25 protein-coding genes are annotated in these 26886 nt (G+C 67.7%); 16 read left to right on the top strand and 9 right to left on the bottom strand.

Annotated features, from left to right (window positions below; genetic code table 11):
* Window positions 1-129: 129 nt before the first annotated feature.
* From MRBLAR12_RS07420 to MRBLAR12_RS07410, 3 genes are read right to left on the bottom strand one after another with little or no spacing between them, the layout of a single operon-like run.
* Window positions 130-3645, bottom strand: coding sequence for an ATP-binding protein (locus tag MRBLAR12_RS07420; protein WP_364744824.1), 3516 nt, complete (start codon window positions 3643-3645; stop codon window positions 130-132).
* A complete protein-coding gene (locus tag MRBLAR12_RS07415; protein WP_229994216.1) occupies window positions 3642-4652 on the bottom strand; it encodes a DUF4194 domain-containing protein in 1011 nt (336 codons plus the stop codon). The genes MRBLAR12_RS07420 and MRBLAR12_RS07415 overlap by 4 nt, the downstream gene beginning before the upstream one ends.
* A gap of 2 nt (window positions 4653-4654) precedes the next feature.
* A complete protein-coding gene (locus MRBLAR12_RS07410; protein WP_364744821.1) occupies window positions 4655-6127 on the bottom strand; it encodes a DUF3375 family protein in 1473 nt (490 codons plus the stop codon).
* 164 nt (window positions 6128-6291) lie between these two features.
* Here MRBLAR12_RS07410 and MRBLAR12_RS07405 point away from each other — a divergent pair, with 164 nt between their 5' ends.
* From MRBLAR12_RS07405 to MRBLAR12_RS07390, 4 genes are all read left to right on the top strand, one after another.
* A complete protein-coding gene (locus MRBLAR12_RS07405) occupies window positions 6292-6690 on the top strand; it encodes a hypothetical protein (RefSeq protein WP_364744818.1) in 399 nt (132 codons plus the stop codon).
* Between the two features lie 204 nt (window positions 6691-6894).
* Entirely contained in the window at window positions 6895-7233 is a 339-nt protein-coding gene (locus MRBLAR12_RS07400) for a hypothetical protein (RefSeq protein ID WP_229994219.1), read from the top strand.
* Between the two features lie 168 nt (window positions 7234-7401).
* Window positions 7402-9333, top strand: a complete 1932-nt coding sequence (locus MRBLAR12_RS07395) for an acyl-CoA dehydrogenase family protein (RefSeq protein ID WP_229994244.1) — start codon at window positions 7402-7404, stop codon at window positions 9331-9333.
* A 114-nt stretch (window positions 9334-9447) separates the two neighbouring features.
* Window positions 9448-10230 (top strand): hypothetical protein, encoded by a 783-nt coding sequence (locus MRBLAR12_RS07390; RefSeq protein WP_229994220.1) that lies wholly within the window; start codon window positions 9448-9450, stop codon window positions 10228-10230.
* Between the two features lie 24 nt (window positions 10231-10254).
* Here MRBLAR12_RS07390 and MRBLAR12_RS07385 read toward each other — a convergent pair whose 3' ends face one another.
* Window positions 10255-10659 (bottom strand): YchJ family protein, encoded by a 405-nt coding sequence (locus MRBLAR12_RS07385; RefSeq protein WP_229994245.1) that lies wholly within the window; start codon window positions 10657-10659, stop codon window positions 10255-10257.
* A 289-nt stretch (window positions 10660-10948) separates the two neighbouring features.
* On the opposite strand from MRBLAR12_RS07385, the gene MRBLAR12_RS07380 reads away from it, so the two are divergent.
* From MRBLAR12_RS07380 to MRBLAR12_RS07365, 4 genes are all read left to right on the top strand, one after another.
* The gene (locus MRBLAR12_RS07380; protein ID WP_229994221.1) at window positions 10949-11584 is read left to right on the top strand and encodes a hypothetical protein; all 636 of its coding nucleotides are present in this window, start codon (window positions 10949-10951) and stop codon (window positions 11582-11584) included.
* Window positions 11585-11624: 40 nt separating this feature from the next.
* Window positions 11625-12629 carry an aldo/keto reductase family protein gene (locus tag MRBLAR12_RS07375; RefSeq protein WP_229994222.1) on the top strand — a complete coding sequence of 335 codons (1005 nt, stop codon included), beginning with the start codon at window positions 11625-11627 and terminating at the stop codon, window positions 12627-12629.
* 3 nt (window positions 12630-12632) lie between these two features.
* On the top strand, window positions 12633-13487 hold the full coding sequence (locus tag MRBLAR12_RS07370) for an SDR family oxidoreductase (protein ID WP_229994223.1): 855 nt from the start codon (window positions 12633-12635) through the stop codon (window positions 13485-13487).
* A 92-nt stretch (window positions 13488-13579) separates the two neighbouring features.
* Complete coding sequence (locus MRBLAR12_RS07365) at window positions 13580-14713, top strand: sulfite oxidase (protein WP_414645475.1); 1134 nt, start codon at window positions 13580-13582, stop codon at window positions 14711-14713.
* Between the two features lie 7 nt (window positions 14714-14720).
* Here MRBLAR12_RS07365 and MRBLAR12_RS07360 read toward each other — a convergent pair whose 3' ends face one another.
* From MRBLAR12_RS07360 to MRBLAR12_RS07345, 4 genes are all read right to left on the bottom strand, one after another.
* Window positions 14721-15203, bottom strand: coding sequence for an RpiB/LacA/LacB family sugar-phosphate isomerase (locus MRBLAR12_RS07360; protein WP_229994224.1), 483 nt, complete (start codon window positions 15201-15203; stop codon window positions 14721-14723).
* Window positions 15200-16942, bottom strand: coding sequence for a dihydroxyacetone kinase family protein (locus MRBLAR12_RS07355; protein WP_364744813.1), 1743 nt, complete (start codon window positions 16940-16942; stop codon window positions 15200-15202). The genes MRBLAR12_RS07360 and MRBLAR12_RS07355 overlap by 4 nt, the downstream gene beginning before the upstream one ends.
* Window positions 16943-16987: 45 nt before the next feature.
* The gene (locus MRBLAR12_RS07350; protein ID WP_229994226.1) at window positions 16988-17761 is read right to left on the bottom strand and encodes an SDR family NAD(P)-dependent oxidoreductase; all 774 of its coding nucleotides are present in this window, start codon (window positions 17759-17761) and stop codon (window positions 16988-16990) included.
* Window positions 17762-17860: 99 nt separating this feature from the next.
* A complete protein-coding gene (locus MRBLAR12_RS07345; RefSeq protein WP_229994227.1) occupies window positions 17861-18685 on the bottom strand; it encodes a sugar phosphate isomerase/epimerase family protein in 825 nt (274 codons plus the stop codon).
* A gap of 192 nt (window positions 18686-18877) precedes the next feature.
* Between MRBLAR12_RS07345 and MRBLAR12_RS07340 the strand changes: the two genes are divergently transcribed.
* From MRBLAR12_RS07340 to MRBLAR12_RS07325, 4 genes are all read left to right on the top strand, one after another.
* Window positions 18878-20215, top strand: a complete 1338-nt coding sequence (locus MRBLAR12_RS07340; RefSeq protein WP_364744810.1) for an MFS transporter — start codon at window positions 18878-18880, stop codon at window positions 20213-20215.
* Complete coding sequence (locus MRBLAR12_RS07335; RefSeq protein ID WP_364744807.1) at window positions 20215-21117, top strand: transketolase; 903 nt, start codon at window positions 20215-20217, stop codon at window positions 21115-21117. The genes MRBLAR12_RS07340 and MRBLAR12_RS07335 overlap by 1 nt, the downstream gene beginning before the upstream one ends.
* Window positions 21114-22106 (top strand): transketolase family protein, encoded by a 993-nt coding sequence (locus tag MRBLAR12_RS07330; protein ID WP_364744804.1) that lies wholly within the window; start codon window positions 21114-21116, stop codon window positions 22104-22106. The genes MRBLAR12_RS07335 and MRBLAR12_RS07330 overlap by 4 nt, the downstream gene beginning before the upstream one ends.
* Before the next feature lie 102 nt (window positions 22107-22208).
* Window positions 22209-22868, top strand: a complete 660-nt coding sequence (locus tag MRBLAR12_RS07325; RefSeq protein WP_229994230.1) for a GntR family transcriptional regulator — start codon at window positions 22209-22211, stop codon at window positions 22866-22868.
* Between the two features lie 6 nt (window positions 22869-22874).
* Here MRBLAR12_RS07325 and MRBLAR12_RS07320 read toward each other — a convergent pair whose 3' ends face one another.
* Window positions 22875-23654 carry an SDR family NAD(P)-dependent oxidoreductase gene (locus MRBLAR12_RS07320; RefSeq protein ID WP_229994231.1) on the bottom strand — a complete coding sequence of 260 codons (780 nt, stop codon included), beginning with the start codon at window positions 23652-23654 and terminating at the stop codon, window positions 22875-22877.
* Window positions 23655-23989: 335 nt separating this feature from the next.
* On the opposite strand from MRBLAR12_RS07320, the gene MRBLAR12_RS07315 reads away from it, so the two are divergent.
* The 4 genes from MRBLAR12_RS07315 to MRBLAR12_RS07300 all read left to right on the top strand — a co-directional run bounded on the left by MRBLAR12_RS07315 (window position 23990) and on the right by MRBLAR12_RS07300 (window position 26873).
* Window positions 23990-24442, top strand: a complete 453-nt coding sequence (locus tag MRBLAR12_RS07315; RefSeq protein ID WP_229994232.1) for a hypothetical protein — start codon at window positions 23990-23992, stop codon at window positions 24440-24442.
* 116 nt (window positions 24443-24558) lie between these two features.
* A complete protein-coding gene (locus MRBLAR12_RS07310; RefSeq protein ID WP_229994233.1) occupies window positions 24559-25041 on the top strand; it encodes a hypothetical protein in 483 nt (160 codons plus the stop codon).
* Between the two features lie 405 nt (window positions 25042-25446).
* Entirely contained in the window at window positions 25447-25989 is a 543-nt protein-coding gene (locus tag MRBLAR12_RS07305) for a hypothetical protein (protein ID WP_364744799.1), read from the top strand.
* Entirely contained in the window at window positions 25989-26873 is an 885-nt protein-coding gene (locus MRBLAR12_RS07300; protein WP_364744796.1) for an oxygenase MpaB family protein, read from the top strand. Before MRBLAR12_RS07305 ends, MRBLAR12_RS07300 begins: the two co-directional genes overlap by 1 nt.
* Window positions 26874-26886 lie beyond the last annotated feature (13 nt).

Raw genomic sequence — 26886 nt, 5'->3', positions numbered from 1 at the left:
GTGATGCAAACCTAAGTAAGGCTAGCCTATCCTTTGAGCAATTAGGAAAGGTTTGAGTAACGTAATTGTCTCAATCGGTGGTGCGGCACCAGATCCAGCCGCCAAAAAGGCAACGCGGGGAGGGTTGTGTCAGCGCAGGACGATGTCCACGGGGTTCGCCTCGGACCGCCAGGAGCCCTCCATGCCTTGACGTGGGGCAATCACCGGGGCGGTCAGGACGCCGGAGCGGTTGGTGCGCTTGTCCCGCAGGATCTCCGTCACCGACCCCAGGTGCCGGGAGAGGTCGATCACGTTCTCCGGCGCGGCCAGCAGCAGCTGGAAGCCGAACTCGTGCAGCGCCTTGATGCCGGCGCCGGCGAATTCCTCGGAGGCGAGCACGAAGGCTTCGTCCATCATCACGGTGCCGTAGGTAGTGAAGCCCTGTTCGGCGATGCCCAGCTGGTAGCTCAGCGCCGCCGCCATAATGAACGCGGTGAAGCGCTGCCGCTCGCCGCCGGACATGGAGCCGGTGTCCGCGTGCATGTAGACCTCGGTCTTCTTCGCACCCTTCCCCGCCCCCTTGGGGCCGGCGCCCTGGGCACCGGTACCCTGCACGTCGCGGTGCTCCTTGCACTGGATGAACAGATGGCCGCGGACGTCCAGCACCTCGGCACGCCAGCGCCGGTCCTCGGGAGTCTGCGAGCCGAGCCGCTTCACGAGCGTTTCGAGCGACTTGTAGCGGGTGGTGAGCTCGGCGTCGGCGTCCGTCTCCGCCCCGGACACGGCGGCGGACGCCGCATTGACCGGCTTGCCCGGCCTGGTGTGCCGGACCTTGAGCGCGTTCTGAATGGCGTCTTTGAACTGCTTCGCCGTCGCCGGCAGCGTCTGTTTGATGTCGAGTTCCAGGAAGCTGCCCTCGTGGAAGTTGACCTCGGACAGGATCCCGTTCAGCGGCAGGATGCGGCTGGTGATGGCGCGGCGCTCCTCGTCCAGAAGGTGCAGCAGGGTGGAAAAGGATTCGTGGGTCCGCTGGTTGAAGAACTGCCGGAACTCGGCCTCTTGTGCGGGCAGCCCGTCGCTGACAATCGCGTGGTAACGGGATTCGAACTCCCCCGCGGCGCCGATTGACGTGCCGTGGTCCGCGGAAATCGCCGTGCCCCATTCGCGGACGAAGCCCTCGAAAATCCGGGTGAGGCGCTCCGAGGTGGCCTGCCCGCGGGACTCGGCCCCATGCAGTTCTGCAAGGAGCCGGGTGCGGACCTGGTTGGCGAGGTTGTCGAGCTCGTGCATCTCCAGGACGTCGCCGAAACCGGTGAAGTACGGTTCCAGGGCGGCGACGCCGGCGTCCGACGGCGGCGCCTGCCCCAGCCGGTTCCGTGCCGCGTCGAGCAGCGAATCAGCGGCGGTCATGCGCGCATCGAGGGCCTTGTACTCGCTCTGCAGCACGGCCGCGGCCTCAGTGCTGGACTGGTGCTTGTGCCGCGCGGCTTCGATGCTGGCACGCAGCGGTTCGAGGTCCGCCTGTGCGGCGAGGGCATCCTTGAGGCGCTGCTCGATCCGGGCGAGCTCCTCCGCGGCCTCCGCTGCCGAGACCTGCTCCCAGGGCCGGTGGTCGTCGGCCACACGGCGCAGGGCATCGAGCTGCCGGGTCATGCCCTGGTGTGACTCTTCCCGGGTTTGCGCCAGTTCGGCAGCCTTGGCCAGTTCCTGTTGCAGGTCCTCCACCTGGGCCGCCACGAGTTCAAGCTTGGCGGCGTTGTCGAACCCGAGGACGTAGTCCTGCCGTGACCTGAAGCGGTCATCCTTTTCCACCGTGTGGCGGTTGCGCTTGACCACGCCGCCCAGGCTCAGGCCCTTGTCCAGGCCGGCGAGCTGGTCCGGGTCTTCCACGCACGGGTAGGAGAAGTCGAGCGCAATCCGTTCGCGGAGCCAGGCACTGGCCTGCGCAAGCGCCTCCGAGTGGGGGCCGGCGTCGGTGAGGAAACTGAGCTTGGTCAGCAGATCGCCATCGGCCACGTCCTCGACGGCCAGCGCGCCGCCGGCCAGCGTCCGCGAGACGTCCACGGCACGCAGCGCACCGCGCACGGAGTGGTCGTTGAGGAACCGGGTGACCGCCGCGAAGTGCTCTCCCGGAACCAGCAGCGTGGTGGCCAGGCTCCGCAGCGCGCGCTCGGCGGCCGGGCGCCACTGTTCCTGGCCCTCGGCGAGGTCGATCAGCTCGCCGCCGAAGGGCATCTGCTCCTCGGGCACGCCTGTGGCGGCCGCAATGGCGCTGCGGTTTTCAATGCTCGACGGCGGCAGCAGCGACTTGCGCGTCTTCAGCGAGACAAGCTCCTGCTGGGCCGCGGCAAGTTCGCGCTTCCTGGTGGCGTGGCCGTCAAAGGCCTCGAAGCGCAGTTCCTTGAGCGCCTCGGAATCGTCCTGGAGCTCGGCCGAGCGTGCCGCGGCGTGCTCATGGGCCTGTTCCCAGCCGGCGGCCGACCACTGGAGTTCGAGCCCGGCGTCGGTCAGCGCCTTGCGGGTCGATTCCTCCACCTCCTGCCGGAGCTTGAGCCCCACCCGGGCGTTCTCCCGGGACTGCTCTATCGCGGCAATCGCATTGCCGCCCTGGTTGTTGTACTCCCCCTCCAGCTGGCGCAGTTCCTTGGCGAAGCCATCGCGGACAGCACGTTCGGCGGCAAGGTCACTGGCCTTCGCCTGGGCGAGCTCTTTCAACCGGGCCAGGGTCTTCTCACGGACCGTGACAGCGAGCTGCTGCTTATAGGCCTCGAATTCCTCGCCGGACAGGTCCCGCAGCCGGTTCGCGTCCAGCAGCGCCTGCGCGTATTCCTTGTTCAGCCCGGGGACGGGAGCCAGCTGGTCACGCTGCTGCCGGACGTCCTCGAGGCGCTGCCGGATGGACATGAGGTTGCTGAATTCCTCCACGACGTCGTCCGCTGCGGCGAGTGTGGCGGGGGCATCGAGAACCTGGTCGCGGAAGAAAGTGTTGACGCTGCCGCCGAGTCCCTTGCCGGCCTGGATGACGCGCAGCAGCGGGAGGGCCTGATCCGAGTTGATGCCGAGAAGCCGGCGGAAGCGTTCGGCGAAGGCCTTGTGGACGTCGAAGATCTGGGCGTCCGGGAAGATCGCGTCGAGCGCGGACTTGGTGAACCGCTTCTCCGCGATGCCCTCGATCGCCGCGAGGTCCAGCGGCTTGTTGTCGATCACGTAGTACCGGCCGACGCTGGACTCCGTGCCGTTCTTGGGCAGGTCGAACAGCGCCGAGACCGTCACCCGGGTGCCGGCGGCGTTGTCGAAGGTGAGCGCGACGGCGGACCAGGTGGCGCCGGGGCGCTGGAACGCACTCGCCGAGCCCTCGCCCACGGCCTTGTCGCCCACCTTGCCGCGCATGTACGTGAACGTGGTGCGCTTGTCCTCGACAGCGCCTCCGGCCCGCTGCGCCGCGGCTTCGTTGGAGCGGGGACGGGCGTCGAAGACCCGAAGCATGGCGTCGAACAGCGTGGACTTCCCGACGCCCGAATTGCCGGTCAGCAGTGTGCCGTTGCGGTCCACGTGCATTGTGTGGGCGCCATGGAATGTGCCCCAGTTGACCACCTGGACGAGGACCAGGCGCATCTGGCCGGGGTTGGTGAGCTCGCCCATCGGCAGCATGGTTGCGATGCTCACTTGGCTCCTTCGTTCGTGGTTGCGGTGGACGCCGACGGCGATGCCGCCCCCGCCCCTTCGCCGGACGGCTCTGCTGCAAGCAGCAGGCCGTCCGGCTCCGACAGGCCCGATGCCACTCCCGGGGCGGCATCGGCGTCGTCGTCGCTGGTCGGGTCACCGGCGGGGGCGGCATCGGCGTCGTCGTCCGAGTCATCCTCCACAGTCGCAGGGGTGTCGGCGTCGAGCTCCAGCAGGGGTTCTGTTCCTGACTGGTCTGTGCTGGCCGCGACCAGGGCTTCGATTTGGGCCGGGATGTCGCCGATGTTTTCGAACGGGAGGGCCAGGGGGAGGGCATTGGAGATGGTGTAGACGTCGTCCAGGCCCGTGGTGAGGAGGAGTTGGCGGGCCAGGAGCTTGGTGATGGCGCGGTTGACGACGTCGGCATCGCGCAGGGCGTCCTGCTGGCCGGTGGGCTGATAGTGGGCCACGAGTTCGGCGATTTCCTCGCGCGTGATCGTGGGGTCCGTCTGGGCGGTGACGTGCCGGTCCAGGAGCAGGCGCAGGCGGAGCAGGACGATGGTTTCGACCCGGCTCAGTGCCCGCTGCTGGCGCAGGATGCTGGAACGGGTGCTGCCGCCGATCGCTTCGGGATCTACGGGGCGCAGGACGGCGACCTTACGTTCGTGGTCCAGCTGCAGCGTGAGGAAGAGTTCGGAGAGGCGGCTGCGCAGGATCAGCTGGTTGTCCAGGAGCGTGGTCCAGAGTTTTTCGTCGCGGCCGCCGTCGATGTACGGGCCCTTGAGCAGCTTCACGAGCGCCTGCCGGACTTTCATCGGGAGCACGCCGGTGTCGCCCGGGAAGAGGGCGGCGCCGTCGACGAACGTGTCCCGGGGGGTGACTGTGAAGGAGTCGCTCCGGACGCGGCCGCCGTCGTTGTCCGCTGGCGCTGGTGCGGGCTGCAGGTCCGTTGTCACGGTCTCTGTCACGGTCTCTTCAGTCATGGTCAATGTCGCGGTCTCTTCAGTCATGGTCAATCCTTCGCGAGCGTGACGACGGGCAGGTAGGCGGTGCGGGTGGTGCCGTCGATTTGTTCGAATTCGATGGGACCCCAGGCCCCGCGGTCGAAGCCGGCGCCTTCGTGCAGGGTCTGCGACAGCAGGGCCCGGATGGAGTTGATGTGGCGTTCCCCGGCCGGGAGCTGCGCCCATGCCTCGGTCAGGGTTGAGGCCCCTGCGAGCGCGGCGCGGATGGCTTCCGGTTTGGCCTTGGCGGTCCGGGGCGAGCGCGCACGGTCCGAGTCGGAGAACGCGATGGGATCGGCCAGCTTGGGCGGAGCCGCGAATTCGTCCGGGTCGAAGAGCTTGACCATGGCCAGGGACTCAAAGCCGGCACTGAACAACACCGGACCGCGGACCAGGCCGGGCCGTTCGCGCTCGTAGGGCAGGGAGCGGATGGCCTGCTCGGCCTCCCGCAGGACCTTGCGGAGCCGGACCGACTGCCGGAAGTCGTCACTTTGGACGTAGGTGTTGAGGCTCTCGCTGAGCTTGCCGTAAATCCTCTGGATCTGGCTGTGCTGGCTACGGAGTTCGGCCACGAGGTTCTTGAGGGTCTCGCGTTCGTCGTGGCTGAGCTCGTCCGCGAACTGCCGGCTCAGCACCTCGCCGATCGCCGACCGGAACCTCAGCTGCTGTTGCGGGTCCTCCAGGAACGCGGTGAAGGAGCGGAACGTCCGGCCTTCGGGGCTCTGCCGCAGCCGCTTGTCGGCCTCGAGCACCTGGGCCATGGTGGCGCCTTTGCTGAGGGATTCCTCGATGATCTGGTTCCGCAGCTCCCCCACGAGCTCTTCGATCCGGTCACGCATTTTCTTGTAGTCAGCGGGCAGGCTCGCGGCGAGATCGAGGATGTTGCCGGCGGCCTCCACAGCCTCGTCGTCGTCGAGCAGCCCGTCGAAGTCCCCGGAGCTGATGTCCTCCATCAGCTGGCGGCGCTCGTCGATCTCCTCTTCGAGGGATTCAATCCGTGCGCTCTGGTCCGGGTTGGTCTCGTTGGCGAGTTTCTCCACATCGCCGAGCAGTGTGCCGAGCCGGGAGCCGTTCAGGGTGGACCGCTCGCTCGAGAGGCTGTCCAGGAAAGCCAGGACGCGGGCAGCAGGCTCGGTGACTTCGTACACGATCTGGCCCGACTGGTTCCGGCGGGTCAGGAAGTTTTTGCGGGTCCACTCGTCCGCATATTTCTTTCCGGAAAGTGCGCCGTTGGCCGAGCCACTGTGCTGCTCTCCCGTGCCCGGGGCCTGCCGGCGGAGCTGCTCGAGGAAGGCGTCGACGTCGGCGTGGAACTGTTCCAGAGGCAGCTGGGCGCGGGTGCGGGTGAAGGAGGCCTGGAGCACGGCGATCACCCACGGCGCCGAGCGCGTCAGCGCCCAGGCAGGTCCTTTGGTGAGGAGCTCGAGGTCCCGGAGCCGGGCGCTGATGGCGTCGGCTGATGACACGGCGGAGCGGGACACGCACTCTCCTTCAGCTGCCAAGGATGGTTTGGGGTGGTACTGCGGGGCAGCGGATTCGAAAAACTGCCAGCTACAAGGTTAACGCAGGGCTCCGGCCGAATTTCATCGTTGTCTGCTCCCGGAAGTCGGCGCACACTTGAATGACCAGCTGAAAGGAGACCACCATGCGGAAGAGAACGATGTGGATCACGGGGGCAGCCTCTGCAGCGGTGGTGCTGGGGGGAGCGTCAATCGCGGTCGCGGCGACCCAGCAGGGCAGGGATCTCCAGGCCGAGCGCATGAGCGCCCTCGCAGTCAGCATTGGAAACCTTGAGTTGGGCGACGATTCCGACGGGCCGGCCCTCACCGACGCCGACCGCGCGATGGCAAGCAGCGCCGCCTTGGCGAAGGTAGGCCAGGGCAGTGTCACCGAAGTGGAGCGGGCCGACGACGGCGCGTCCGGCTATGAGGTGGAAGTGCGCCTGACTGACGGATCCGAGGTCGAAGTCGCCCTCGGCGCGGACTTCCAGGTCCTGAACCAGAGCGCCCCGGAACACGACGACGACGACGACGACGACGACTGAGCCGTCGACGGGTCCCGACAAGAACAACCGGCGTAACGCCTGATACTGGTGGGGCTGCCGCGACCGGGCCGTGACCTACGCCCGGGTAGCATTTCGATCCCGCATCAAGAGGCCGGGAACGTCCAAAGGACCCTAGTTCAGCACGTCTCCGGCACTCTACGCTCGGGCTACTGATTCAACCGAAGCAATGGTGCAGGGGGAAGAATGCAGTTCGACCTAAGCGCAGTGGAGACGGGCACGATGGTGGTGATCGGAACCCTCGTGTTCGCCCTGATGATCGGCGCCTTCATGATGGTGTCCGCGTTCGCGGCCATGGTTCTGGTCGGCGTGGGCCGGCTCGCCTGGTATCTCGTGGCCGGCGCGGTGGTTGGCCTGGTCCACGGCATCAACCACGGCTGGGACCGGCTGGTCCACCACGCCTCAACCGTGGAGTTGCCCGCCGATTTCCAGGTCGACTTCGGCACGGACCTCCGGCCCGACTATCCGGGCCAGGCCTCCCCTAGCACAGGCACTTACCCGCGAGTAGTATTGCGGGACAGCTGAAGGGTCCTCCACCCGCGGCGGATCCAGGGCTCAAGCCGGCCACCCGGTTAGAGGAGATGCCCCGTGAGCTCCGCCATTGAAGACCCCGCCACCGCATCCGACGTTCCAACACCAGGCACTGCTACACCCGGCGCCCCGGCGCAGGAGACCGCCGGGGCGCCGGACCACATCGGCCCCGACGCGACTGCCGCCGACGCCCGGGCCATTGCCGAGGCCGCCCGCGAGACCAGCTGGAACCAGCCCAGCTTCGCGAAGGGCCTCTACCTCGGCAGCTTCGATTTGAGCCTGATCCACCCGTGGCCCGAGGCCCCCGCTGACGACGTCGAACGCGGCGAAGCCTTCATGGCCCGGCTGACCGACTATTGCCGCACGATGTCCGGGCGCGACATCGAGCGCGATGACCGGATCCCCGACGACTATCTCAAGGGGCTTGCCGAGCTCGGCGCGTTCGGAATGAAGATTCCCCGCGAATACGGCGGGCTGGGCCTCACCCTCGTGTACTACGGCCGCGCACTGGCCCTGCTTGGCTCGGTTCACCCAAGCCTCGGCGCCCTGTTCTCCGCGCACCAGTCGATCGGCGTCCCCGAGCCGGTCAAGGTCTTCGGCACCCCGGCCCAGAAGCGGGAATATCTGCCCCGCTGCGCCGCAGGAGCCATCACCGCCTTCCTGCTGACCGAGCCTGACGTCGGCAGCGACCCGGCCCGGATGGGCAGCACGGCCGTCCTCTCCGACGACGGCGAGTCGTACGTCCTGGACGGCGTCAAGCTGTGGACCACCAACGGCGTCATCGCCGAACTCGTCGTGGTGATGGCCCTCGTGCCGCCGCACACCGATGCGGACGGCACCGCCCACAAAGGCGGCATTAGCGCGTTCGTAGTGGAAATGGACTCCCCCGGCATCACCGTGGAAAACCGCAACACCTTTATGGGGCTCCGCGGGATCGAAAACGGCGTCACCCGCTTCCATCAGGTCCGGGTCCCCGCCGCCAACCGGCTGGGCCGGGAAGGACAGGGCCTGAAGATCGCCCTCACCACACTCAACACGGGCCGGCTCTCAATCCCCGCGCTGTGCGTCGCCACGGGCCGGTGGAGCCTGAAGATCGCCCGCGAATGGTCCAACGCCCGCACGCAGTGGGGTCGGCCGATCGGCCAGCACGAGGCCGTGGGCAAGAAAATCGCCTTCATCGCGGCCAGCGCCTTCGCCCTGGATGCCGTGTTCGAACTCTCCGCGGAAATGGCCGACGCCGGGCAGAAGGACATCCGGATCGAGGCGGCCCTGGCCAAGCTGTGGTCCACGGAGATCAGCTGTCTCATCGCGGACGAACTCGTGCAAATCCGCGGCGGCCGGGGCTTTGAAACGGCGGACTCGCTCGAGGCCCGCGGCGAGCGCGCCGTTGCCGCGGAACAGCAGCTCCGCGACATGAGGATCAACCGGATCTTCGAGGGGTCCTCGGAAATCATGAAGTTGCTGATCGCCCGCGAAGCCGTGGACGCGCACCTGGCGGCCGCGGGAGACCTCGCCTCGGAGGACGCCCGGCTGTCGGACAAGGCCAAGGCCGCCGTCGGCGCCTCCGGCTTCTACGCGAAGTGGCTGCCCAAACTCGTGGCCGGCGCGGGCATGGATCCGCGGTCCTACAGCGACTTCGGCCGGCTGGCCAAACAGCTGCGCTACGTGGAGCGCTCCTCCCGGCGCCTGGCGCGGCAGACCTTCTACGGGATGGGCCGTTGGCAGGCGAAGCTTGAGCACAAGCAGGCGTTCCTGGGCCGGATCGTGGACATCGGTGCGGAGCTGTTTGCCATGGCGGCCTGCTGTTCCCGCGCCGAGATGCTGCTGCGGACGCAGCCGGAACGCGGCGCCTCGGCCTACGAACTCGCGGAGGCCTACTGCGAACAGGCCCGTGTTCGCGTCGACGAATATTTCGACCGGCTGTGGCGGAACACCGACGACGCCGACCACGCCCTGGCCCGCAAGACCCTGGCCGGCGACTACGCCTGGCTGGAGGCCGGGGTCCTTGACCAGTCCGAAGGGACCGGTCCGTGGATCGCGGACGCCAGCCGGCGCGCCTCGGTCCGGGAAGACCTGCACCGCAAGTACCGCTGAACCTCCCACGACGGATAGTAAGCATCCTTGCTAACCGGATTCCGCCGTGGTTAGGTGGATGCCAGACTGTCACCCCTACGGTGCCCGGTCATTCAGCGAAAGTGAGCAGCCCTCATGAGCAGCACGGCAGGCCCCGACGACAAGACGACACGCCACACCACGCAGGACGACGCCACGGCCGCGCCGGTTACAGCGGTCCGCCACGACGACCCCGTCCGTGACTCACACCATCACGATGCACCCCTCCACGAAACCGTCGTCGAAGAGGTCCCCACCCGCGCAACTGTCGTGGCCCGCGAGAAGGAACAGTTCGGCGGCATCCAAGTCGGCTCGGCATTCTTCGGCTGGCTGGCGGCCACTGGTACGGCCGTGCTGCTCACCGCGTTGGTCGCGGCCGGCGGCACCGCCGTCGGACTGGCCACCAACACCGATGTGAACGATGCCGTAGACCAGGCCTCCAACAACCAGACGGTCGGGCTGGCCGGCATCATCGTGCTGCTCGTGATCCTCCTGATCGCCTACTACTGCGGCGGGTATGTGGCCGGGCGGATGGCCCGCTTCAACGGCGCCAGGCAAGGCTTCATGGTCTGGATCTGGGCCCTGATCGCCGCGATCGTGGTCGCCGTGCTGGGCCTGGTCGCCGGGCAGCGCTTCAACATCCTGGCAAACCTGAACAGCTTCCCGCGGATCCCGATCAACGAGGGCCAGCTGAACACCCTGAGCATCATCGCGGCGATTGTCGTGGCCCTGGTGGCTTTGGTGGGCGCGGTGCTGGGCGGCCTCGCGGGCATGCATTTTCACCGCAAGGTGGATCGGGCCGGCTTCAGCCCGGCGGCGGTCGAGGAGCACTCTGTCAGTGACTCCCCAGCCGGGGACTCCTCATCTGCGCGCCGCTAGCCTGGCGCCGCTAGCCCGGAGGCGTCAGCCGGACACGACGCCGGACAGGTAATACCAGCGCCCGCCCACCCGGACAAAACGGCTGGTTTCGCGCTGCACAGCGCGTTCGCCCTCGTGCCGGTAGTGCGCGGCGAATTCCACCACGCCTTCACTGTCCAGCGGGCCGCCCCGGCTGGTGGAGAGGATGTCGAGGCGGCGCCACTGCATGCCGGCATCAAACTCCATCTCCGCGGGCCGCGTGTCCGGGTGCCAGGTCCGGAGCAAGTAACCTGCGTCCCGGACCACGAAGGCGCTGTACCGGGAGCGCATGAGCTGCTCCGCCGTCGCCGCCTCGGCATCTCCGCGATGGAACCGCCCGCAGCAGTGCACATACTGTTCGCCGGACAGGCACGGGCAGTTCCCCTCATACAGCGCGGCCGGACGGTTCACGGACCGGTCCGCGCCAGACGCGCCGGCGCGCTCGGAATCGGCTGCTGCGGCGTGCGTCACAAGGTGTCCTTCCGGCGGGCCGGACGACGCCGGCGGGGCTGTCTTTGACTATAGACGCCGGGGCGGCAGGGCCGTGCCCCGCCCGCGGATAACGGCTTCGACACATCTTCGCCGGGACCGCCCGGGGCGGCACGGAGCCGGCGAAAAGTACGTATTGTTAAGGGGGCTCCTGCCTGCCACGTGCTTGCGGCAGGGACCACGCTGCAGCAGGCCGGCAAGGAGAGGTGACATGGAAGATCCAACAACCATTGCGCTGAACCTGACTTTTTTCGGGACCCTCGGCGTGGCGTTCTTCATGTTCCTCGGTCTCTTCATGGTCTTCGCCGCCACCCTCGTGCTCGCAGGCATCGGCCGGCTGGCTGCTGTCGTGGTCCTGGCCGCCGCCGGGCTCCTCCGCGGAATCCCCGCAGCACGGGAACATGCAGTACGGGAAGAGCGGATTCGTAACGAGCCGGCCAAGACCGCAAAGCCCGCGCGCCCGGCCGCGACGATGAAACCGCGCCGCCCTGCCCGGAATACAGGCAAGAAGGAGCCGGCGTTGTCGCCGGAGTGGGCGGCCGCCGTGGCCCGGGCAGATGCCCGCGCCGCCGCAAGGGCCAGGGCCGAAGCCGGCCCGGCCGTCCGTGTCACCGTCCGGGACCTGCCCAACCCCATGGCACCGGCACGGGACATCAAGGAAGTCTCAGCCCTCGTGCAGTCGGCCACGGACACCAATGGAACGCTTGGCGTCGTCCCGCGGGCGTTCAAAAAGCCGCCCATGCCCGCGGCGAAGTCTCTACTGGATACCGGCTCCCTGGTGTCGTTGCGCGGCACTCTTCCGGCCGGGAAGGCTAAACAGCCGGCCCAGGAGCGCAAGGCCGGCTGAGCCCTTACCCCGGGCAGGCAAGTCCGCTACGTTGGAACCCATGGAATTCAGATACCTCGGGAACAGCGGCTTCAAGATTTCAGAAATTACGTTTGGCAACTGGCTGACCCATGGCTCCCAGGTGGAGAACGACGTCGCCACCCAGTGCGTGCGGGCGGCGCTCGACGCCGGTATCAGCACCTTCGACACGGCCGACGTCTACGCCAACACCGCGGCGGAGACGGTCCTCGGCGCAGCCTTGAAGGACGAGCGCCGGGAGTCGCTGGAAGTCTTCACGAAGGTGTTCGGCCCCACCGGGCCCAAGGGCCACAACGATCTTGGCCTGTCCCGCAAGCACATCATGGAATCCATCAACGGCTCCCTCAGGCGGCTGCAGACCGACTACGTGGACCTCTACCAGGCCCACCGCTACGACTACGAGACGCCGCTGGAAGAGACCATGCAGGCCTTCGCGGACATCGTGCGGCAGGGCAAGGCCCTGTACATCGGGGTCAGCGAGTGGACGGCCAACCAGATCCGCGACGGCCATGCCCTCGCCAAGGAACTGGGCTTCCAGCTGATCTCCAACCAGCCGCAGTACTCCATGCTGTGGCGGGTGATCGAGGCCGAGGTGATTCCGGCGTCGGCCGAGCTGGGCCTGTCCCAGATCGTCTGGTCCCCGATCGCGCAGGGCGTGCTGAGCGGCAAGTACCACCCCGGCAGGCCGGCCCCCGAGGGCAGCCGCGCCACGGATTCAAAGGGCGGTTCGCGGATGATCGAGCGCTGGATGTCCAACGAGGTCCTCACCGGCGTCCAGCAGCTCAAACCGATCGCGGAGGAGGCCGGGCTGACCATGGCGCAGCTCAGCATCGCCTGGGTGCTGCAGAACAAGAACGTGGCCTCGGCGATCATGGGCGCGTCCCGGCCGGAGCAGATCGCGAAAAACGTGGCCGCCGCGGGCGTGAAGCTGGACCCGGTGATCATGGACAAGATCGACGCCGTCATCGGCCCGCTGGCCGAACGCGACCCCGCGCAGACCAAATCACCCGCATCCCGCGAGGCCTAGGCCATGCCCAACGCGCCCGAACTCGCCGTCACCGGGTCCACCGGCCACCTGGGCGGCCTGGTGGCCAGGCTGCTGGCCGCGGCCGGAAGCCGACAACGGCTCCTGGTGCGGGACTCCGCCCGGGCGCCTGACCTCGAAGGTGCCGTCCCCTTTGTGACCACCTACGCCGATCAGGAGCGGACGAAGGCGGCGCTGGTCGGGGCGACAACGCTGTTCATGGTCTCCGCCGCCGAGGCCGAGGACCGGCTGCAGCAGCACTACGCTTTCGTCGACGCAGCGGCCGCGGCGGGCGTCCGGCACATCGTGTACACCTCGTTCTTCGGCGCGGCGCCGGACTCCACGTTCACGCTGGGCCGGGACCACTTCGCGACGGAGGAGCGCATCAAGGCCTCCGGTATGGACTACACGTTCCTGCGGGACAACTTCTATCTGGACTTCCTGCCCCTGCTGGCCGGGGAAGACGGCGTCATCCGCGGCCCGGCCGGGGATGGCGTGATGGCGGCCGTGGCGCGGGCGGACGTTGCCCGCTCGGCCGTCACCGTGCTGCGGGACCCGGCCCTGCACGTGCGACGGACCTATGATCTGACGGGCCCGGAGAACATCTCGCTGGCCCGCGGCGCGGAACTGCTGACCGCCGGAACCGGCCGGGCCATCACGTTCCACAACGAGACCCTCGAGGAGGCTTACGCGTCGCGCGCCTCCTTCGGTGCGCCGCCGTGGCAGGTGGACGCCTGGGTGAGCACGTACACGGCCATCGCGGCCGGAGAGCTGGCGGGCCCGACGTCGGCAGTGCATGAGCTGACGGGGCGGGAACCGCTGAGCCTGGAACAGTTCCTGGCCGAGGCGCACACGCTGTAGCCCGGTGTTGACGGTTTCCGGGCTGCGGCGTAGACCTGATTTCAGGTGACATCGGCCAGAAACGGGCCGGTGCGGAGAAGAATCGCAACGCCATGCCAAAGCAAATGTCCAGACGCTCCGGCGTCCTGAAGAGTCCGCGACGGCAGGACCGGAGACTCGCGCCGCATTCCGGCGAGCCCAGCCACGGCCCGCTGACAGCGGACGAGCTACAGCTCGCCGTGCGGAATCATTCCATGCCGCTCGAGGCCCTGCAGATCGACACCACTCCGCCCGGGCTGCACTATGTGCTCACGCACTTCGACATCCCGTTCATCGACGTCGAGCACTGGCATCTGCAGATCGGCGGCGCGGTGCAGCGGGCCGTGGAGCTGAGCATGCGGGCCCTGCGCCGGGCACCGAGCATTACCCTCCCGGTCACCCTGGAGTGCGCCGGCAACGGCCGGTCCCTGCTGCGGCCCCGCCCGTTGAGCCAGCCGTGGGTCCTGGAAGGTGTCGGCACCGCGGCGTGGACCGGCGTCCCGCTCGCCTACCTCCTGACCCAGGCCGGCGTGGAGGACGACGCCGTCGAGGTGCTCTTCACGGGGGCAGACAGCGGCATCCAGGGCGGCGTCGCCCAGCAGTTCGCCCGGAGCCTGCCGATCGACGAGGCCCTGCGGCCCGACGTCGTGCTCGCCTACCGGATGAACGGCGCGGACCTGCCGCCGCAGCACGGCTATCCGCTCCGGCTGGTGGTGCCCGGCTGGTACGGCATGGCGAGCGTGAAGTGGCTGTCCTCGATCAGGGTACTGACCAAGCCCTACGACGGTTTCCAGCAGTCCGTGGCCTACCGCTACCAGCAGGATGCTGACGATCCCGGCACCCCGGTCACGTGGATAAAGGTCCGCTCGCTCATGGTTCCCCCGGGCGTCCCGGATTTCTTCACCCGGCGCCGGGTCCTGCCCCGCGGACCGGTGATGCTGACCGGCCGGGCGTGGTCCGGGGAGGGCGCCGTGCAGCGCGTCGACGTCGGGATCGACGGGAAGTGGGCCGCGGCCCATCTGGAGCACCCGGCCGCGCCGTTCGCCTGGTGCGCGTGGTCGATGCCGTGGGTGGCTGATCCCGGCGAACATGAGCTCTCCTGCCGTGCCACCGACGCCAGCGGCGCGGTGCAGCCGCTGGAACCGGCGTGGAACTACCAGGGCATGGGCAACAACGTGGTGCAGCGGATCATGGTCAGTGTGGACTAGCCGGGGTTCAGCAGCCCTCGAAGTCCGTGAGCACCTTGACTTTATCCGCGGAGGCGGACGAGGGATCGAAGCTGTAGCCGATCCATTCCCGCGCGAGCCGCCGCGCCAGCTCCAGCCCCACAACGCGCTGGCCCATCGTGAGGACCTGGCAGTCGTTGGAGAGCACGGAGCGTTCCACGCTGAAGGAGTCATGGGCGGTCGCAGCCCGGATGCCGTCCACCTTGTTGGCGGCAATGGCGACGCCGATCCCGGTACCGCAGAACAGGATGGCCCGGTCCGCCTGCCCGTCCCGGATCAGTTCCCCCGCGGCGATGCCCACGTACGGGTAAGGCTTGGCGAAGTGCTCCGGGGCGTCGCCACGGTTGACCCCAATGTCGATGACTTTCGCGACCCTCGGATCCGCCCGGAGGTCCGCCAGGATCTGGTCCTTGTAGTCCACACCGGCTTCGTCCGCGCCCACAATGAGCCGGAGCCCAGCCCCCGGGCTCACGGGCGTGCCCCCGCGGGCTGCCGTACACCGGCAAGGTGTGGACCGAACACATTGAACACCATCGCCAGGGACGTGGCTCCGGGGTCAGGTGTGCCGATGCTCTTTTCCGCCAGGGGCCGCGCCCGTCCCTTCAGTGGACGCAGGGCCGCGGTGGCCTGCGCCGCGGAGGCAGCCTCGCTCGCCGCTTCCGCCCAGCCGGCATCCGCCCCCGCCCCTTCGCTGGCGAGCCGGCTGAAGGTCTCGGCAAACGGGACTAGCGCGTCCACCATGGTCTTGTCGCCGACGTCGGCCTTGCCGAGCTCGGCGATCCGGGCGGCAAAGGCAGTCACGGCCGCCGCCAGTTCGGCCGCTCCGGGCACGTGGTCGTCGCCGAGGGACTCGCCGAAGGCCCGCAGGCCGGCGCCCCACAGCACGCCGGAGGTGCCACCGGCGTTGTCCGCCCAGGCGTCGCCAGCGGTGACCAGGACGGCCCCGGCACCGGCGCCGCGGGACGCGGCCCCGGTGGCGGCGGCCCAGGCCGCATCAATGCCGCGGACCATGCCCCGTCCGTGGTCGCCGTCGCCGGCGATGGCGTCGAGGTCGCCGAGGGTTTTCTCGGCGTCGTGGAGTGCCTCGCGGGCCGCCAGCAGGGCAGCGACACATTGCCCGGCGTACTCACGTGAAGGGTTTGCCGCGGCGAAGGCCTCCGGCACCGCAGTGTCCTCGGCCGGCGTCGACTCGTCGGCCTCGCCGTCGGGGAGGGCGGCATTCCCCCGCCGGTAGGCGGGGGTCTCGGCGGGAGCGGTCCAGAGCGGCTCAAGTTCGTCATCGAGCCACGTCACGGTCAAGGAAACGCCGGCCATGTCCAGGCTTGTGACGAGTTCGCCGACTTCCGGCATCACCAGCGTGTAGCCGGCGGCGCGAAGCAGCGGTGCGACGCTGAGCCACAGAACGAACAGCTCTTCCTGTTTCGTGGAGCCGAGCCCGTTCAGGAGCACGGCGATCCGCCGGCCGGCACCATGGGGCGTCTCCGCCAGCACACGGGCTACGAGTTCCTGTCCCAGCTTCCGCGCGGGCGGCAGCTCGGTGTCGAACAGTCCGGGCTCGCCGTGGATGCCCAGGCCGAGCCCCATCATCTTGTCCCCGAGCGTGAACAGCGGAGCGTCGGCGCCGGGAAAGGTGCAGCCGCTGAAGGCGCTGCCGATGCTGCGGGTCAAATCGTTGGCCTTCCGGCCCAGGCGAACCACCTCGGGCAGTGTCTCGCCGGCCTCGGCGGCCGCGCCCATGATCTTGAAGACGGTGAAGTCACCGGCGATGCCGCGGCGCTTGCCGGCTTCCGACGGCGGTGCGCTGGCGATGCCGTCCATCACCAGCACGTTGTCCACCTGGATCCCCTCGGCGGCCAGCCGCTCGCTGGCCAGGCCGAAGTTCATGACGTCGCCGGCGTAGTTGCCATAGGCGAAGACCACTCCGGCGCCGCTGTCCGCGGCCTTCGCAACGGAGTACGCCTGCTGCGCGGACGGCGAGGTAAAGATATTTCCGACGACGGCGCCGTCGGCCAGTCCGGTGCCGATGAGCCCGGCGAAGGCCGGGTAATGCCCCGAGCCGCCGCCAGCCAGCACGGCCACCTTCGGTTGGCGGGGCCGGCGCCGGCGGACGGCGCCGCCGGGCACCTGGCGCACCAGGTTCGCATGGACGTCGCAGAAGCCGGCGAGGGCTTCCTCGGCGAAATCGGACGGGTCGTTGAATATTCTGGTCATCGTGGGCTCTTTCAGCTGCTCTCGGTCTTCTAAGCGGCGAGACTGCTAGTGGATGTGGCTTCCGCCGTTGATATCGATGGTGGTTCCGGTGAGGTAGGCGGATTCCTCGGAGGACAGGAACGTGATGACGGCCGCGATTTCCTCGGTACTGGCGTTGCGCCCCAGCGGAATACCGGCGTTGATGGCGGCTTCCTGCTCCTCGGTGCTGCCCACGCGGATGTTCGTGTCCACGGCGCCGGGGGTGATGGCATTGACGGTCACGCCGGTGCTGCCGATTTCGCGGGCCAGGGCCTTGGTGAAGCCCAGGATGGCCGCCTTGGCTGCGGAGTACGGGACCTTGCCGAAGACGCCGCCGCCGCGCTGTGCGGAGACGGAGGACATGTTAACGATCCGGCCCCAGCCGCTGGCGATCATATCCGGCAGGAACGCCTTGGTGACCAGGTACGTGCCGGTCGAGTTCACGGCCATGACCTTGTTCCACAGCTCCAGCGTGGTCTCCAGGAACGGCACCGGCGAGGTGATGCCGGCGATGTTCGCCAAAGCACCGACGGCGGGGAGGTTGCCGGAGCGGACCTCGGCCGCCACAGCCTGGTAGGCGGCGATGACGGAGTCCTCGCTGGCTACGTCGACCTCGTAGCCAAACGCGGGAACGTTGAACTCGTTGCCGATCTCCGTAGCGACCTTGGCGGACTTCTCGCCGTCGAGGTCCAGGATCACCACGGCCCAGCCCCGGCTGGCGTAGCGGCGTGCGGTGGTGATGCCGATGCCTCGGTCCGAGGTTGCCCCGGTGAGGACGGCGGTGCGCTGGATGGTGCTCATAATGCTCCTTGATTGCTTGGTTGTGTCTGTGGATGGAATCGATTGCTCCACAAGCGCCGTTTTGAGGGTCCAAAAGGGCCGTTACGGAGCAATCGACGGTCAGAGAAGGTCTGTGATGAAGCTGGCGGCCTTGGCGGCCGCGGCCGGGCGTTCCCCGTGGGTGACGTCCCGGGTCTCCAACTCCAGGGAGAAGTGGCCGGTGTAGCCAACGGCTGCGAGGGCGCCCAGGCCGGCGGCGAAATCGGCCTGGCCGTTGCCGATGCTGAGGTTAATGTTCCCCGGCACGGCATCGCGCAGGTGAACGTGGGCGATCCGGCCCTGATGGCGCTTGAGGTAGTCCAGCGGGTCCTCGCCGGCGGCCACGATATGGCTGAAGTCCATGACGATCCCGACGCCGGAGTCGGCCAGCCGCCGGGCCAGCAGTTCCGCGCGCTCCAGGTTCCAGCAGAACCGCAGGAAGTGGAGTGACTCGGTCCAGAGTTCGACGCCGAACCCGTCCGCCCGCCGCCTGGCCCCGATGAGTTGAGCTGCAATGGTGTCCAGGTCCTCGTCGAGACTGCGGACGGGCTCGTGGCCGAGGGCGCCGCAGGGCAGGACCAGGGCCTTGGCGCCGGTGCCGGCTGCCAAGGTGAGGAGCGCGTCAAGGTGCCGGTTCCGGGCGGACTGTGCGTCGGCGTCGAGCACGGCGTTCAGGTCCCCAATGTCCCCGTTGACCGACCGGACACGCAGCCCGGAGGCAACGACCTCGGCCGTCACGGCGGTTACGGCCTCGGCATCGAGGGCGTAGGGAACGTGGTCGCACACTCCGGGGAGGGCGCCGAGATCTATTTCCTCGAAGCCGAGGCATGCGATGGTGCGCAGGGCCTCAGGCAGGTCCTGGTGGCGGAAGCTGATGGACGAGCAGCCGAGTCGGGAATTGAACATCGTTGTTGATCCTCTGGTCGCGCCCTGAGGCGGTGGTGATATGGACCACACTACAAATTTGACTGTCAACAGTCAACCTTTGAAGTTGACTGTTGACATTCCCTGTGGCGCGGGTCACACTGGCATATCATCTGTTAACAGTCGACAGTGTCGGTGCGTAAGCGTCGGCAGCTCTCTTCGAAAGGGATTGACATGAGCAACGAAGCTCTCACCATGCGGGGCCCGGTGCACGGCACGAAGGAAGCCCGGCGCGTCGCGATCGGCTCCGGCGTCGGCGCCGTCATCGAAACTTATGACTTCATTGGTTTCGGTACGGCTGCCGCCCTGTACTTCGGCACGGCGTTCTTCCCCACCGGCGATCCGGTGACGGGAACACTGGCCGCGTTCGCCACACTTGGCGTGGGGTTTGCGGCCCGCCCGATCGGCGGCATCATCGGCGGCCACCTCGGCGACAAGCTCGGCCGCAAGCCCGTCCTCGTGGCCTCGCTGATCCTGATGGGCGTCGCCACCTTCCTGATCGGCCTGCTCCCCACCTACAGCCAGGTCGGCCTCCTCGCACCCGCTTTGCTCGTGTTCGTCCGCATTGTCCAGGGCCTGGCTTTCGGCGCGGAATGGGGCGGCGCGATCCTGATGAGCTACGAGCACGCACCCTGGAAGTCAAAGGGCAAATACACCGGCATCGTGCAGGCCGGCTTCCCGGTGGGGCTCCTGCTGGCCAACCTGGTGTTCCTCGTCAGCGTCCAGCTCGGCGGCGAACTCGCCTGGCGCATTCCCTTCCTTGCCAGCATCGTGCTGGTGATCGTCGGCCTGATCATCCGGTCCAAGGTTCCCGAGTCCCCCGTCTTTGACGAAGTCAAGGACAGCGGCTCCATCGTGAAGTCACCTATCACCGAGGTCCTCAAGACCGACTGGCGCAATATCGTGAAAGGCATCGGCCTCCGCATCGCCGAGACCGCAGGCTACGCCGTGTCAGTCACGTACATGATTTCGTACCTGAACAGCCAGCACCTGGCCGACAAGACCCAGACGCTCGTGGCCTTGTGCATCGCCTCCGCCATCGGCATCTTCGCCACCCAGGCCTGGGCACGGCTGACGGACAGGATCGGCCGCCGGCCGCTCTACATCTGGTCCTGCGCCTTCGCCGTGCTGTTCGCCGTCCCGATGTTCCTGCTGGTCAACACCGGCCTGTTCATCTTCATCATCGCCACCCTCGTGATCTCCTACGCCGTGTGCCAGAACTCCCTGGCCGGCGCCCAGGGCGCCTGGTTCCCGGAGCTCTTCCAGGCCAAGACCCGCGCCTCCGGCGCCTCGCTGGCCTACCAGATCTCGGCCATGGTTTCCGGCTTCACCCCGTTCATCACCACGCTGCTGTTCGTCAGCTTCGGCTGGATGGGACCGGCGCTGCTCTTCGGCACGTACGCCGCCATCGGCCTGTGGGCCGCCGTCGCCACCCGCGAAACCTGGGGCAAGCGCGAGCGCAAGCTCGCGGACGAGGCCACCAAAAACACTGCGCAGGCGGTGAACGCCTGATGGCCTCCGTCGACGAACTGCACCAGCCCGGCAAGATCTCCGGGGAATCAACATCGGAGCGGACCGCACGGGTCCAGGCGGCAGCGTTCCGGATCCGGCACCATGCCCTGAACATGGGCGAGGTCCAGGGCCAGGGCTATGTGGGACAGGCCCTCGGCGCAGCCGATATGTTCGCCGCGGTCTACGCGGACCAGCTCCGGTTCCGCGCCGACGACCCCGCGTGGGAGGAACGCGACCGGTTCCTGCTCTCCACCGGCCACTACGCGATCGGCCACTACGCGGCTCTCGCCGAGGCCGGGATCATCCCGGTCACGGAACTGGAGACCTACGGCTCCGACAATTCGCGGCTGCCGATGTCCGGGATGTCCACCTACACGCCCGGGATGGAGATCTCCGGCGGCTCCCTCGGCCACGGCCTCTCCATCGCCGTCGGTGCCGCCCTGGGTCTGCGGTACCAGGGATCGGACGCCCGGGTCTACAACTTCCTCTCCGACGGCGAACTCGACGAAGGCTCCACCTGGGAGGCCGCAATGGGCGCGCACCACCATCAGCTCGGCAACCTCACCGCGATGGTGGACATCAACGCCCTGCAGGCCGACGGGAAGACCGACACCGTGCTGCGCACCGAGCCCGTCACCGAAAAGTGGGAAGCCTTCGGCTGGTACACCCAGCGCGTGGACGGGAACGACGTCGGCGCGCTGCTGGCCGCGTTCGACAACGCGGCCGCCCAAGCCGCCGCCGTCGGACGTCCCTCCGTGATCCTGTGCGACACGAAGGTGGGCCGCGGTGTTCCGCTCCTCGAAGACCGCGAAAAGGCGCACTTCATGCGCATCGAAGAACACGAATGGCAGCTCTGCCGCGAGCAGCTGACCGCAGGATTCGAAGGAAAGGCCGCCCGATGAGCACCGCCACTACACCCAAGCTGAAGACGTCGGCCATGATCGCGTCCTTCGCGGATCCGGGCCAGAAGACCACATCCGCGCCGTTCGGGCACGCCCTGGTCAAGGCCGCGCAGGAGAACGACAAGATCGTGGGACTGACCGCGGACCTGGGCAAGTACACGGACATGCACATCTTCGCCCAGGCGTTCCCGGAACGCTTCTTCCAGATGGGCATGGCCGAGCAGCTGCTCTTCGGCGCCGCGGCCGGCCTGGCGGAGACGGGCCTGGTCCCGTTCGCTTCCACGTACTCGGTGTTCGCCGCCCGGCGCGCCTACGACTTCCTGTGCCTGGACGCCGCCGAGCCGAACCTCAATGTCAACATCGTCGGCGGCCTCCCTGGACTGACCACCGGCTACGGCCCCAGCCACCAGGCGACGGAGGACATGGCGATCTTCCGGGGCATGCCCAACCTGACCATCGTGGACCCCTGCGACTCCCTGGACATCGAGCAGGCCGTCCCGCAACTGGCGGCCAGCGAGGGGCCCACATACCTGCGGCTGCTGCGCGGCAACGTCCCCACCGTGCTGGACGAATACGACTACACGTTCGAACTCGGCAGGGCCAAAGTTCTGCGCGGGGGCAATGACGTCGTCTTCATCGCCAGCGGGCTCATGACCATGCGGGCACTTCAGGCGGCCGAGGCGCTGGCGGCACACCACGTGGATGTCGCCGTCGTCCATGCCCCCACCATCAAGCCGTTCGACACCGCGACGGTCCTCGCCGAGCTGAACACCGACCGCCTCGCGGTCACGCTGGAGAACCACAGCGTGGTGGGAGGCCTCTTCGAGACCGTCGCCTCGGCTGTGGTCACGGCCGGACTCGGCAAGCGGGTGGTGCCGGTGGCGCTGCCGGACGAGTTCCTCGACGCCGGCGCGCTGCCCACCCTGCACGAACGGTACGGGCTCTCGGTGCAGAGGATCGTCGCCCAGGTGCTCGCCGAGCTTGCCTGAGGATGCGCGGGGCCGGCAGCTGCCGGTCCCGCGTCCGTGCCGTACCATCAACTGTTAACACACCAACTGTAGACAGTTGACCACTGACAGTGAGGACACACCATGGCCGGAGCAACAGCCCCGCTTCTCGGACTGGAAAAGAAGAGCCTCCGCGAGCAGGCGCTATCCGCCCTGCGCACGGCCATCACGAGCGGTGAATTGGAGCCCGGCCGGCATCTGGTGGAGACCGAACTTTCCGACATGCTCCAGATCAGCCGGGGAACACTGCGCGAGGCCCTGCGCCAGCTGGAACAGGAAGGACTGCTGTCGGCAGGACCGCGCGGCCGACTGTCCGTGCGGCACCTGGACGGCAAGGAAATCCGGGACATCTTCGCCGTCCGGGCGGCGCTCGAATCGCTAGCGGTCCGGACGCTGTGTGAATTGCCGGACCGGGCCTCGGTGATTGCATCCCTGCGCTCGGCCGTGGATGCCATGGCCGCGGCCGCCGAGGCGGGCCTGGAGGAAAGGATTGAATCCGATCTCGAGTTCCACCGGACACTGTGCCGGCTTACCGGAAACGAGACCCTGCTGCACTCCTGGGAGTCGCTTGAGGGCTCCATTCGGATGTCCATCATGTTTGCCGGGATCGAGCGGGCCGTCAAGAACATGAGCGTGGACCGTCACCACGACATCGTCGCGGCCATCGAGACGGGCAACGCGACGCTGGCCCGCACCACGGTCCTCGAACACATGGATGTCGCCGCAGCCAACCTGGTGGCTTAGCCGGCGTCAGTAGTCCACGATCGCGCCGGCGGAGATGTTGACGGTCGCGTCCGTGATGGCCGCGGCCTTGTCCGAGACGATGAAGGAAGCCACGTTTCCGACGTCCGTCAGCGTGGCCGTGCGGTTCAAGTGCGCGGCCTTGGCAATCTCCACCACGATCTCCTCGCGGCCCTCGGCCTGCCAGGGGATGGTTTCGATAATGCCGCCGGTGACCATGGTGACCACCCTGATGCCGTGTTTTCCCAGCTCGAGGGCCCACTGCCGGCGCAGCCCCTCCATGGCGTCGAGCGCCACCTTGAAGCCGCCCAGGCCGGGGATGGTCTGCGGGCCCGAGCCGCCGAACATGAGCACGACCCCGGAGCGCTGCTTGACCATGTAGGCGGCGGCCGCGCGGGTGGTAAGGAAGTGCGTACGGGCGGCCAGGGTGATGGGCCGGGTGAAGTCATCCACATCAATTTCCATGAGCGGCTCCTGCACGTCGCCGAACGAGATCACGTTGAAGGAGATGTCGATCCTCTTGCTCTTCTTCGCCACCCGGCTTACGAAGGCATCCACCTGCTCCTCGTCCAGGGCGTCGACGACGGCGGTCTCGGCCGTGCCGCCGGCCTCACGAATGTCATGGGCTACTTTTTCCAGTCGCGATTCGGTCCTCCCGGCAATGTGGACCGTGGCGCCGTCGGCCGCGAAAGCCCTCGCCACCGCCCCGCCGACCGCACCTCCGCCGCCGTAGATCAGGGCGGTCTTGCCGTGAAGCAAGCCGTTTTCCGGAATCCCGATATTCAGCATGGTCGCCTGCCTAGTGCCGCGGAGTTCGTGAATTCCCTCAACTATGTTCTTGCGGAGGGCCGGTGGCAAGAGGACCGGGAGCCGCGCGGACTGTCCCGGCCCGCGGCGTGGCGGGGCCGATTGCCACGCCGGGACCCGGCCAGGCGTCCCCCCAAAGCACACTCCTGGCCGAACCACGACGTGCCGGCGGACTGTTGCCGCCCCAGCACACAGAGAATTGGACACGTCCAATTCTCGCCCTGAGCGTACCCGGAACAGATTAGACATGTCCAATCTGCTACACTCGCAGGCGACCTGACGTTTTGTGACAAACCGCGCCTGATGAAATTTGTCCGATGAAAGAAGCCACTGTGAGCGACGACCAGCCGACCTCAGCGCCGGGTCTAGCCCTGGCCCGTAAGCTGAACATCCTCTTGGATACCGCCGAAGCCGAGGGCCGGAAAATTACCTTCAATGACGTCCGGGACGCCATGTCCGCGGCGGGGACGCCGCTCTCGCGGGCCAGGTGGCATTACATGCGATCGGGCTCGGGGCCGGCCGTCAAAAAAGTCGAACTCCTGCAGAACCTGGCCAAATTCTTCGGCGTAAACGAGAACTACCTGATCCACGGCGACGACGAACTTCCGCCCCGGGTGGAGGCGCAGCTTGATTTGCTCGCCTCCATGCGGGCGAATAAGGTGCGCAACTTCGCCGCCCGCCAACTGGACGGCCTTTCCCCGGAAACCCTGCTCCAGATCCGGGACCTGATCGACGAGCAACTCTCCCGCGGGGATTCCGGCGAGCACTGACGCCCCCGAGTCCCTAACTACGCTTTGACCTGCACTGATACGATTCTGGCGAGGCCTGGCCGTCAGGAAGTGGCGTGTCCACGCTGACGCACTATCAACAGCCAAGGACTCGGAACATGGATTACGACGCCGCCCGGTCGCGGGCACGGGAAGCAGAGGCCAGCCTCCGCCTCAGCGAGCCGGTTTCGCTGGCATCAATCCAGGCGCACCTTGAACGGCAGAGGGGCCGGAAGATCGTCATCAAGCCGATCGAAGGGGCAACCGATAAAGTCTGCGGGCTCTGGTTCGGCCTTGATCACATGGACCTCATCATGCATGCCCGGGCTGCCTCCGAAGTCCACCGGCAACAGATTGTCCTTCACGAGTTCGCCCACATGGTCCTGCGCCACGAGCAGGAGATCGTGTCCGTCGACTACGCCGGCACGTTCTTCCCGGACCTCGACCCGGAGCGCGTAGTCAAGGCGCTCAAGCGGACGGATTTCCTCGATGAGCTCGAGGTCACCGCCGAGCTCCTGGCTGACCGCCTCGCCGCGCGAATCCGCAACTCCCAGGACCGCTCCGGCGGCCAGCCGGGCAACTTCAGTTCGGTCTTCGGATGATCCAGCTCCTGATGGCGGCGGTCCTCTTCGTTCTCGCCGCGGTCCGCATCCCGGCCGTGGTCCGGAACGGCCGGGACACCGTGTTCCTTGCGGCGGTGTTCGCCGGGATCGCTTCGGTGCTGATGTCGCCGGCCGTGTACGCCACGGTCGATGCCGTCATCGGCGGCACCAACGTCGTCAAGCTGGCCCTGCACTCCTCAATGATCGTCGGACTCTGGTATCTCCGGTGCGCAGTCCTCGAGGCAATCATGCCCCCCGGACACGCGGCGGGCCCTGATCCGCACGCTGCCGCTGACCGCCACCCTGATCCTGCAGCTGCTGTTCTTCGTCCTGACCGGCCCCACCACCACGACAGGCACCTGGGGCCTCTACCACGAGCGGCTGCCCGCCGCCCTGTTCTCGGCCATGCTCATCGTATTTGTCGGGTGGGTCTGCGCCGGCGTCGCGGCCACGTGCTTCCGCTACATCCCGCGGATGCGCCGGTCCTTCAGGGTCGGCTTCACCATGGTCGGCGTCGGCTGTGTCGTCGGCATGCTCGTGGTGGTCACGTTCACGATCGGGCTGCTCTCCGTCCCGATCCCGGCGCTCCTGGCCCTCCCGGTGCCATCCCAGGCGGCCATTGGAGTCTTGGAAATGGTCACCATCGTCCTGGTCGGGGCAGGCCTGACGGTACCAGCCCTGGCCGGCCGGACCGGGCGCAAACGGCGGGCCCGCTGGGAGGCCGACACGCTCGCCGGCGTCGAACCCATCAGGGAACGGATTTTGCAGGATGTTGACCCGGAACGCCTCCTCGAAAGCGACCCCGCCGCGCCAGCCCGGGACCGGCTTCACCGGATGATCGTCGAGGTCTGGGACGCTGAGCTGGCGTCCGGCGGGACCCTGACCCCGCAGGAGCGCGCCTTCCTCCTGGCTGCCGAAGAGCAGCTTGACCTGAATCGGCTCCCGTGATGGGTCCCGCTGCGGCCATCCGGACGCGCTTCACCCATCCGACCCGGCGCCCGCGGCCCGCCGGCACCGACCCGCACACGACCTACCGGGACATGGTGCTGTTCGACTTCCAGGCCGAGATCCACGCCGGGTTCTTTGTCTCCTACTACCGCAACTTCGCGGTCCCCTCGATCGCCCGGACCCTGACGGGGACAGGCGAGATGGCGGCCCGCCCGCTGAAGCGCTCCTACGACACCGGGATCGTCATCCACGAGATCATCGCCAACGGCTTTGACCACGAACGCAGCCGCGCCATGATCGGGCTGCTCCGTCGTGTCCATGCGGGCGTTCCGGGCAGCGCCGAGGACTTCGTCTACGTGCTCATGACACTTCTCGTCCTGCCGTTGAGATGGGCCGACGCCCATGGCTGGCGGCGGCTGACCGACCTCGAGAAGGAAGCCGCAACCGCCTTCTACACCGAGCTGGGCAGCCGGATGGGCCTCGGCCCTGTCCCGGCGTCCTACGAGGCCGCCTGCCGCTTCCTGGACGACTACGAGGCCCGGAATCTGGGCCCCAGCCCGGAGGGGGCAGCCCTTCTCGCCGCCACGGTTCCGGCACTGGAGAACCGGCTGCCCGCCTGGCTTCGCTGCTTTACCCCGCTCGTCCTGGCCCTGATGATGGACAGGCCCCAGGTGGCCGATGCCCTCGGGCTGAAGCGGGCACCGGCTGCCCTGAGGCTCGCGTTCAACACTGTTCTGCGCGCACGGGCCGTCGAAGTCCGGACCAGGCCGCTGCCGACGAGTCCTTCGTTTGTCCCGGGCACCGCAAACATTGCCGTCTACCCGGGCGGATACACGCTGGGCCAGATCGGACCCGATGCCGGCCTCAACGCTGCACGACGCTAGATTCTGCACGGCC

Origin of the sequence: Arthrobacter sp. LAR12-1-1.1 (genome assembly GCF_040676555.1) — a bacterium.
Taxonomy (GTDB): domain Bacteria; phylum Actinomycetota; class Actinomycetes; order Actinomycetales; family Micrococcaceae; genus Arthrobacter.
This window is presented reverse-complemented; position numbering and strand designations above follow the sequence as displayed.

What these genes read in the sequence shown, in the direction of transcription:
- MRBLAR12_RS07415 (WP_229994216.1), bottom strand. Translation starts at nt 4,652, where the DNA reads ATGACTGAAGAGACCGCGACATTGACCATGACTGAAGAGACCGTGACA.
- MRBLAR12_RS07350 (WP_229994226.1), bottom strand. Translation starts at nt 17,761, where the DNA reads ATGAGCACCATCCAGCGCACCGCCGTCCTCACCGGGGCAACCTCGGAC.
- MRBLAR12_RS07380 (WP_229994221.1), top strand. Translation starts at nt 10,949, where the DNA reads ATGGAAGATCCAACAACCATTGCGCTGAACCTGACTTTTTTCGGGACC.
- MRBLAR12_RS07345 (WP_229994227.1), bottom strand. Translation starts at nt 18,685, where the DNA reads ATGTTCAATTCCCGACTCGGCTGCTCGTCCATCAGCTTCCGCCACCAG.
- MRBLAR12_RS07330 (WP_364744804.1), top strand. Translation starts at nt 21,114, where the DNA reads ATGAGCACCGCCACTACACCCAAGCTGAAGACGTCGGCCATGATCGCG.
- MRBLAR12_RS07370 (WP_229994223.1), top strand. Translation starts at nt 12,633, where the DNA reads ATGCCCAACGCGCCCGAACTCGCCGTCACCGGGTCCACCGGCCACCTG.
- MRBLAR12_RS07315 (WP_229994232.1), top strand. Translation starts at nt 23,990, where the DNA reads ATGAAAGAAGCCACTGTGAGCGACGACCAGCCGACCTCAGCGCCGGGT.
- MRBLAR12_RS07310 (WP_229994233.1), top strand. Translation starts at nt 24,559, where the DNA reads ATGGATTACGACGCCGCCCGGTCGCGGGCACGGGAAGCAGAGGCCAGC.
- MRBLAR12_RS07405 (WP_364744818.1), top strand. Translation starts at nt 6,292, where the DNA reads ATGCGGAAGAGAACGATGTGGATCACGGGGGCAGCCTCTGCAGCGGTG.
- MRBLAR12_RS07305 (WP_364744799.1), top strand. Translation starts at nt 25,447, where the DNA reads ATGCTCATCGTATTTGTCGGGTGGGTCTGCGCCGGCGTCGCGGCCACG.
- MRBLAR12_RS07335 (WP_364744807.1), top strand. Translation starts at nt 20,215, where the DNA reads ATGGCCTCCGTCGACGAACTGCACCAGCCCGGCAAGATCTCCGGGGAA.
- MRBLAR12_RS07300 (WP_364744796.1), top strand. Translation starts at nt 25,989, where the DNA reads ATGGGTCCCGCTGCGGCCATCCGGACGCGCTTCACCCATCCGACCCGG.
- MRBLAR12_RS07320 (WP_229994231.1), bottom strand. Translation starts at nt 23,654, where the DNA reads ATGCTGAATATCGGGATTCCGGAAAACGGCTTGCTTCACGGCAAGACC.
- MRBLAR12_RS07340 (WP_364744810.1), top strand. Translation starts at nt 18,878, where the DNA reads ATGAGCAACGAAGCTCTCACCATGCGGGGCCCGGTGCACGGCACGAAG.
- MRBLAR12_RS07365 (WP_414645475.1), top strand. Translation starts at nt 13,580, where the DNA reads ATGCCAAAGCAAATGTCCAGACGCTCCGGCGTCCTGAAGAGTCCGCGA.
- MRBLAR12_RS07325 (WP_229994230.1), top strand. Translation starts at nt 22,209, where the DNA reads ATGGCCGGAGCAACAGCCCCGCTTCTCGGACTGGAAAAGAAGAGCCTC.
- MRBLAR12_RS07355 (WP_364744813.1), bottom strand. Translation starts at nt 16,942, where the DNA reads ATGACCAGAATATTCAACGACCCGTCCGATTTCGCCGAGGAAGCCCTC.
- MRBLAR12_RS07375 (WP_229994222.1), top strand. Translation starts at nt 11,625, where the DNA reads ATGGAATTCAGATACCTCGGGAACAGCGGCTTCAAGATTTCAGAAATT.
- MRBLAR12_RS07400 (WP_229994219.1), top strand. Translation starts at nt 6,895, where the DNA reads ATGCAGTTCGACCTAAGCGCAGTGGAGACGGGCACGATGGTGGTGATC.
- MRBLAR12_RS07390 (WP_229994220.1), top strand. Translation starts at nt 9,448, where the DNA reads ATGAGCAGCACGGCAGGCCCCGACGACAAGACGACACGCCACACCACG.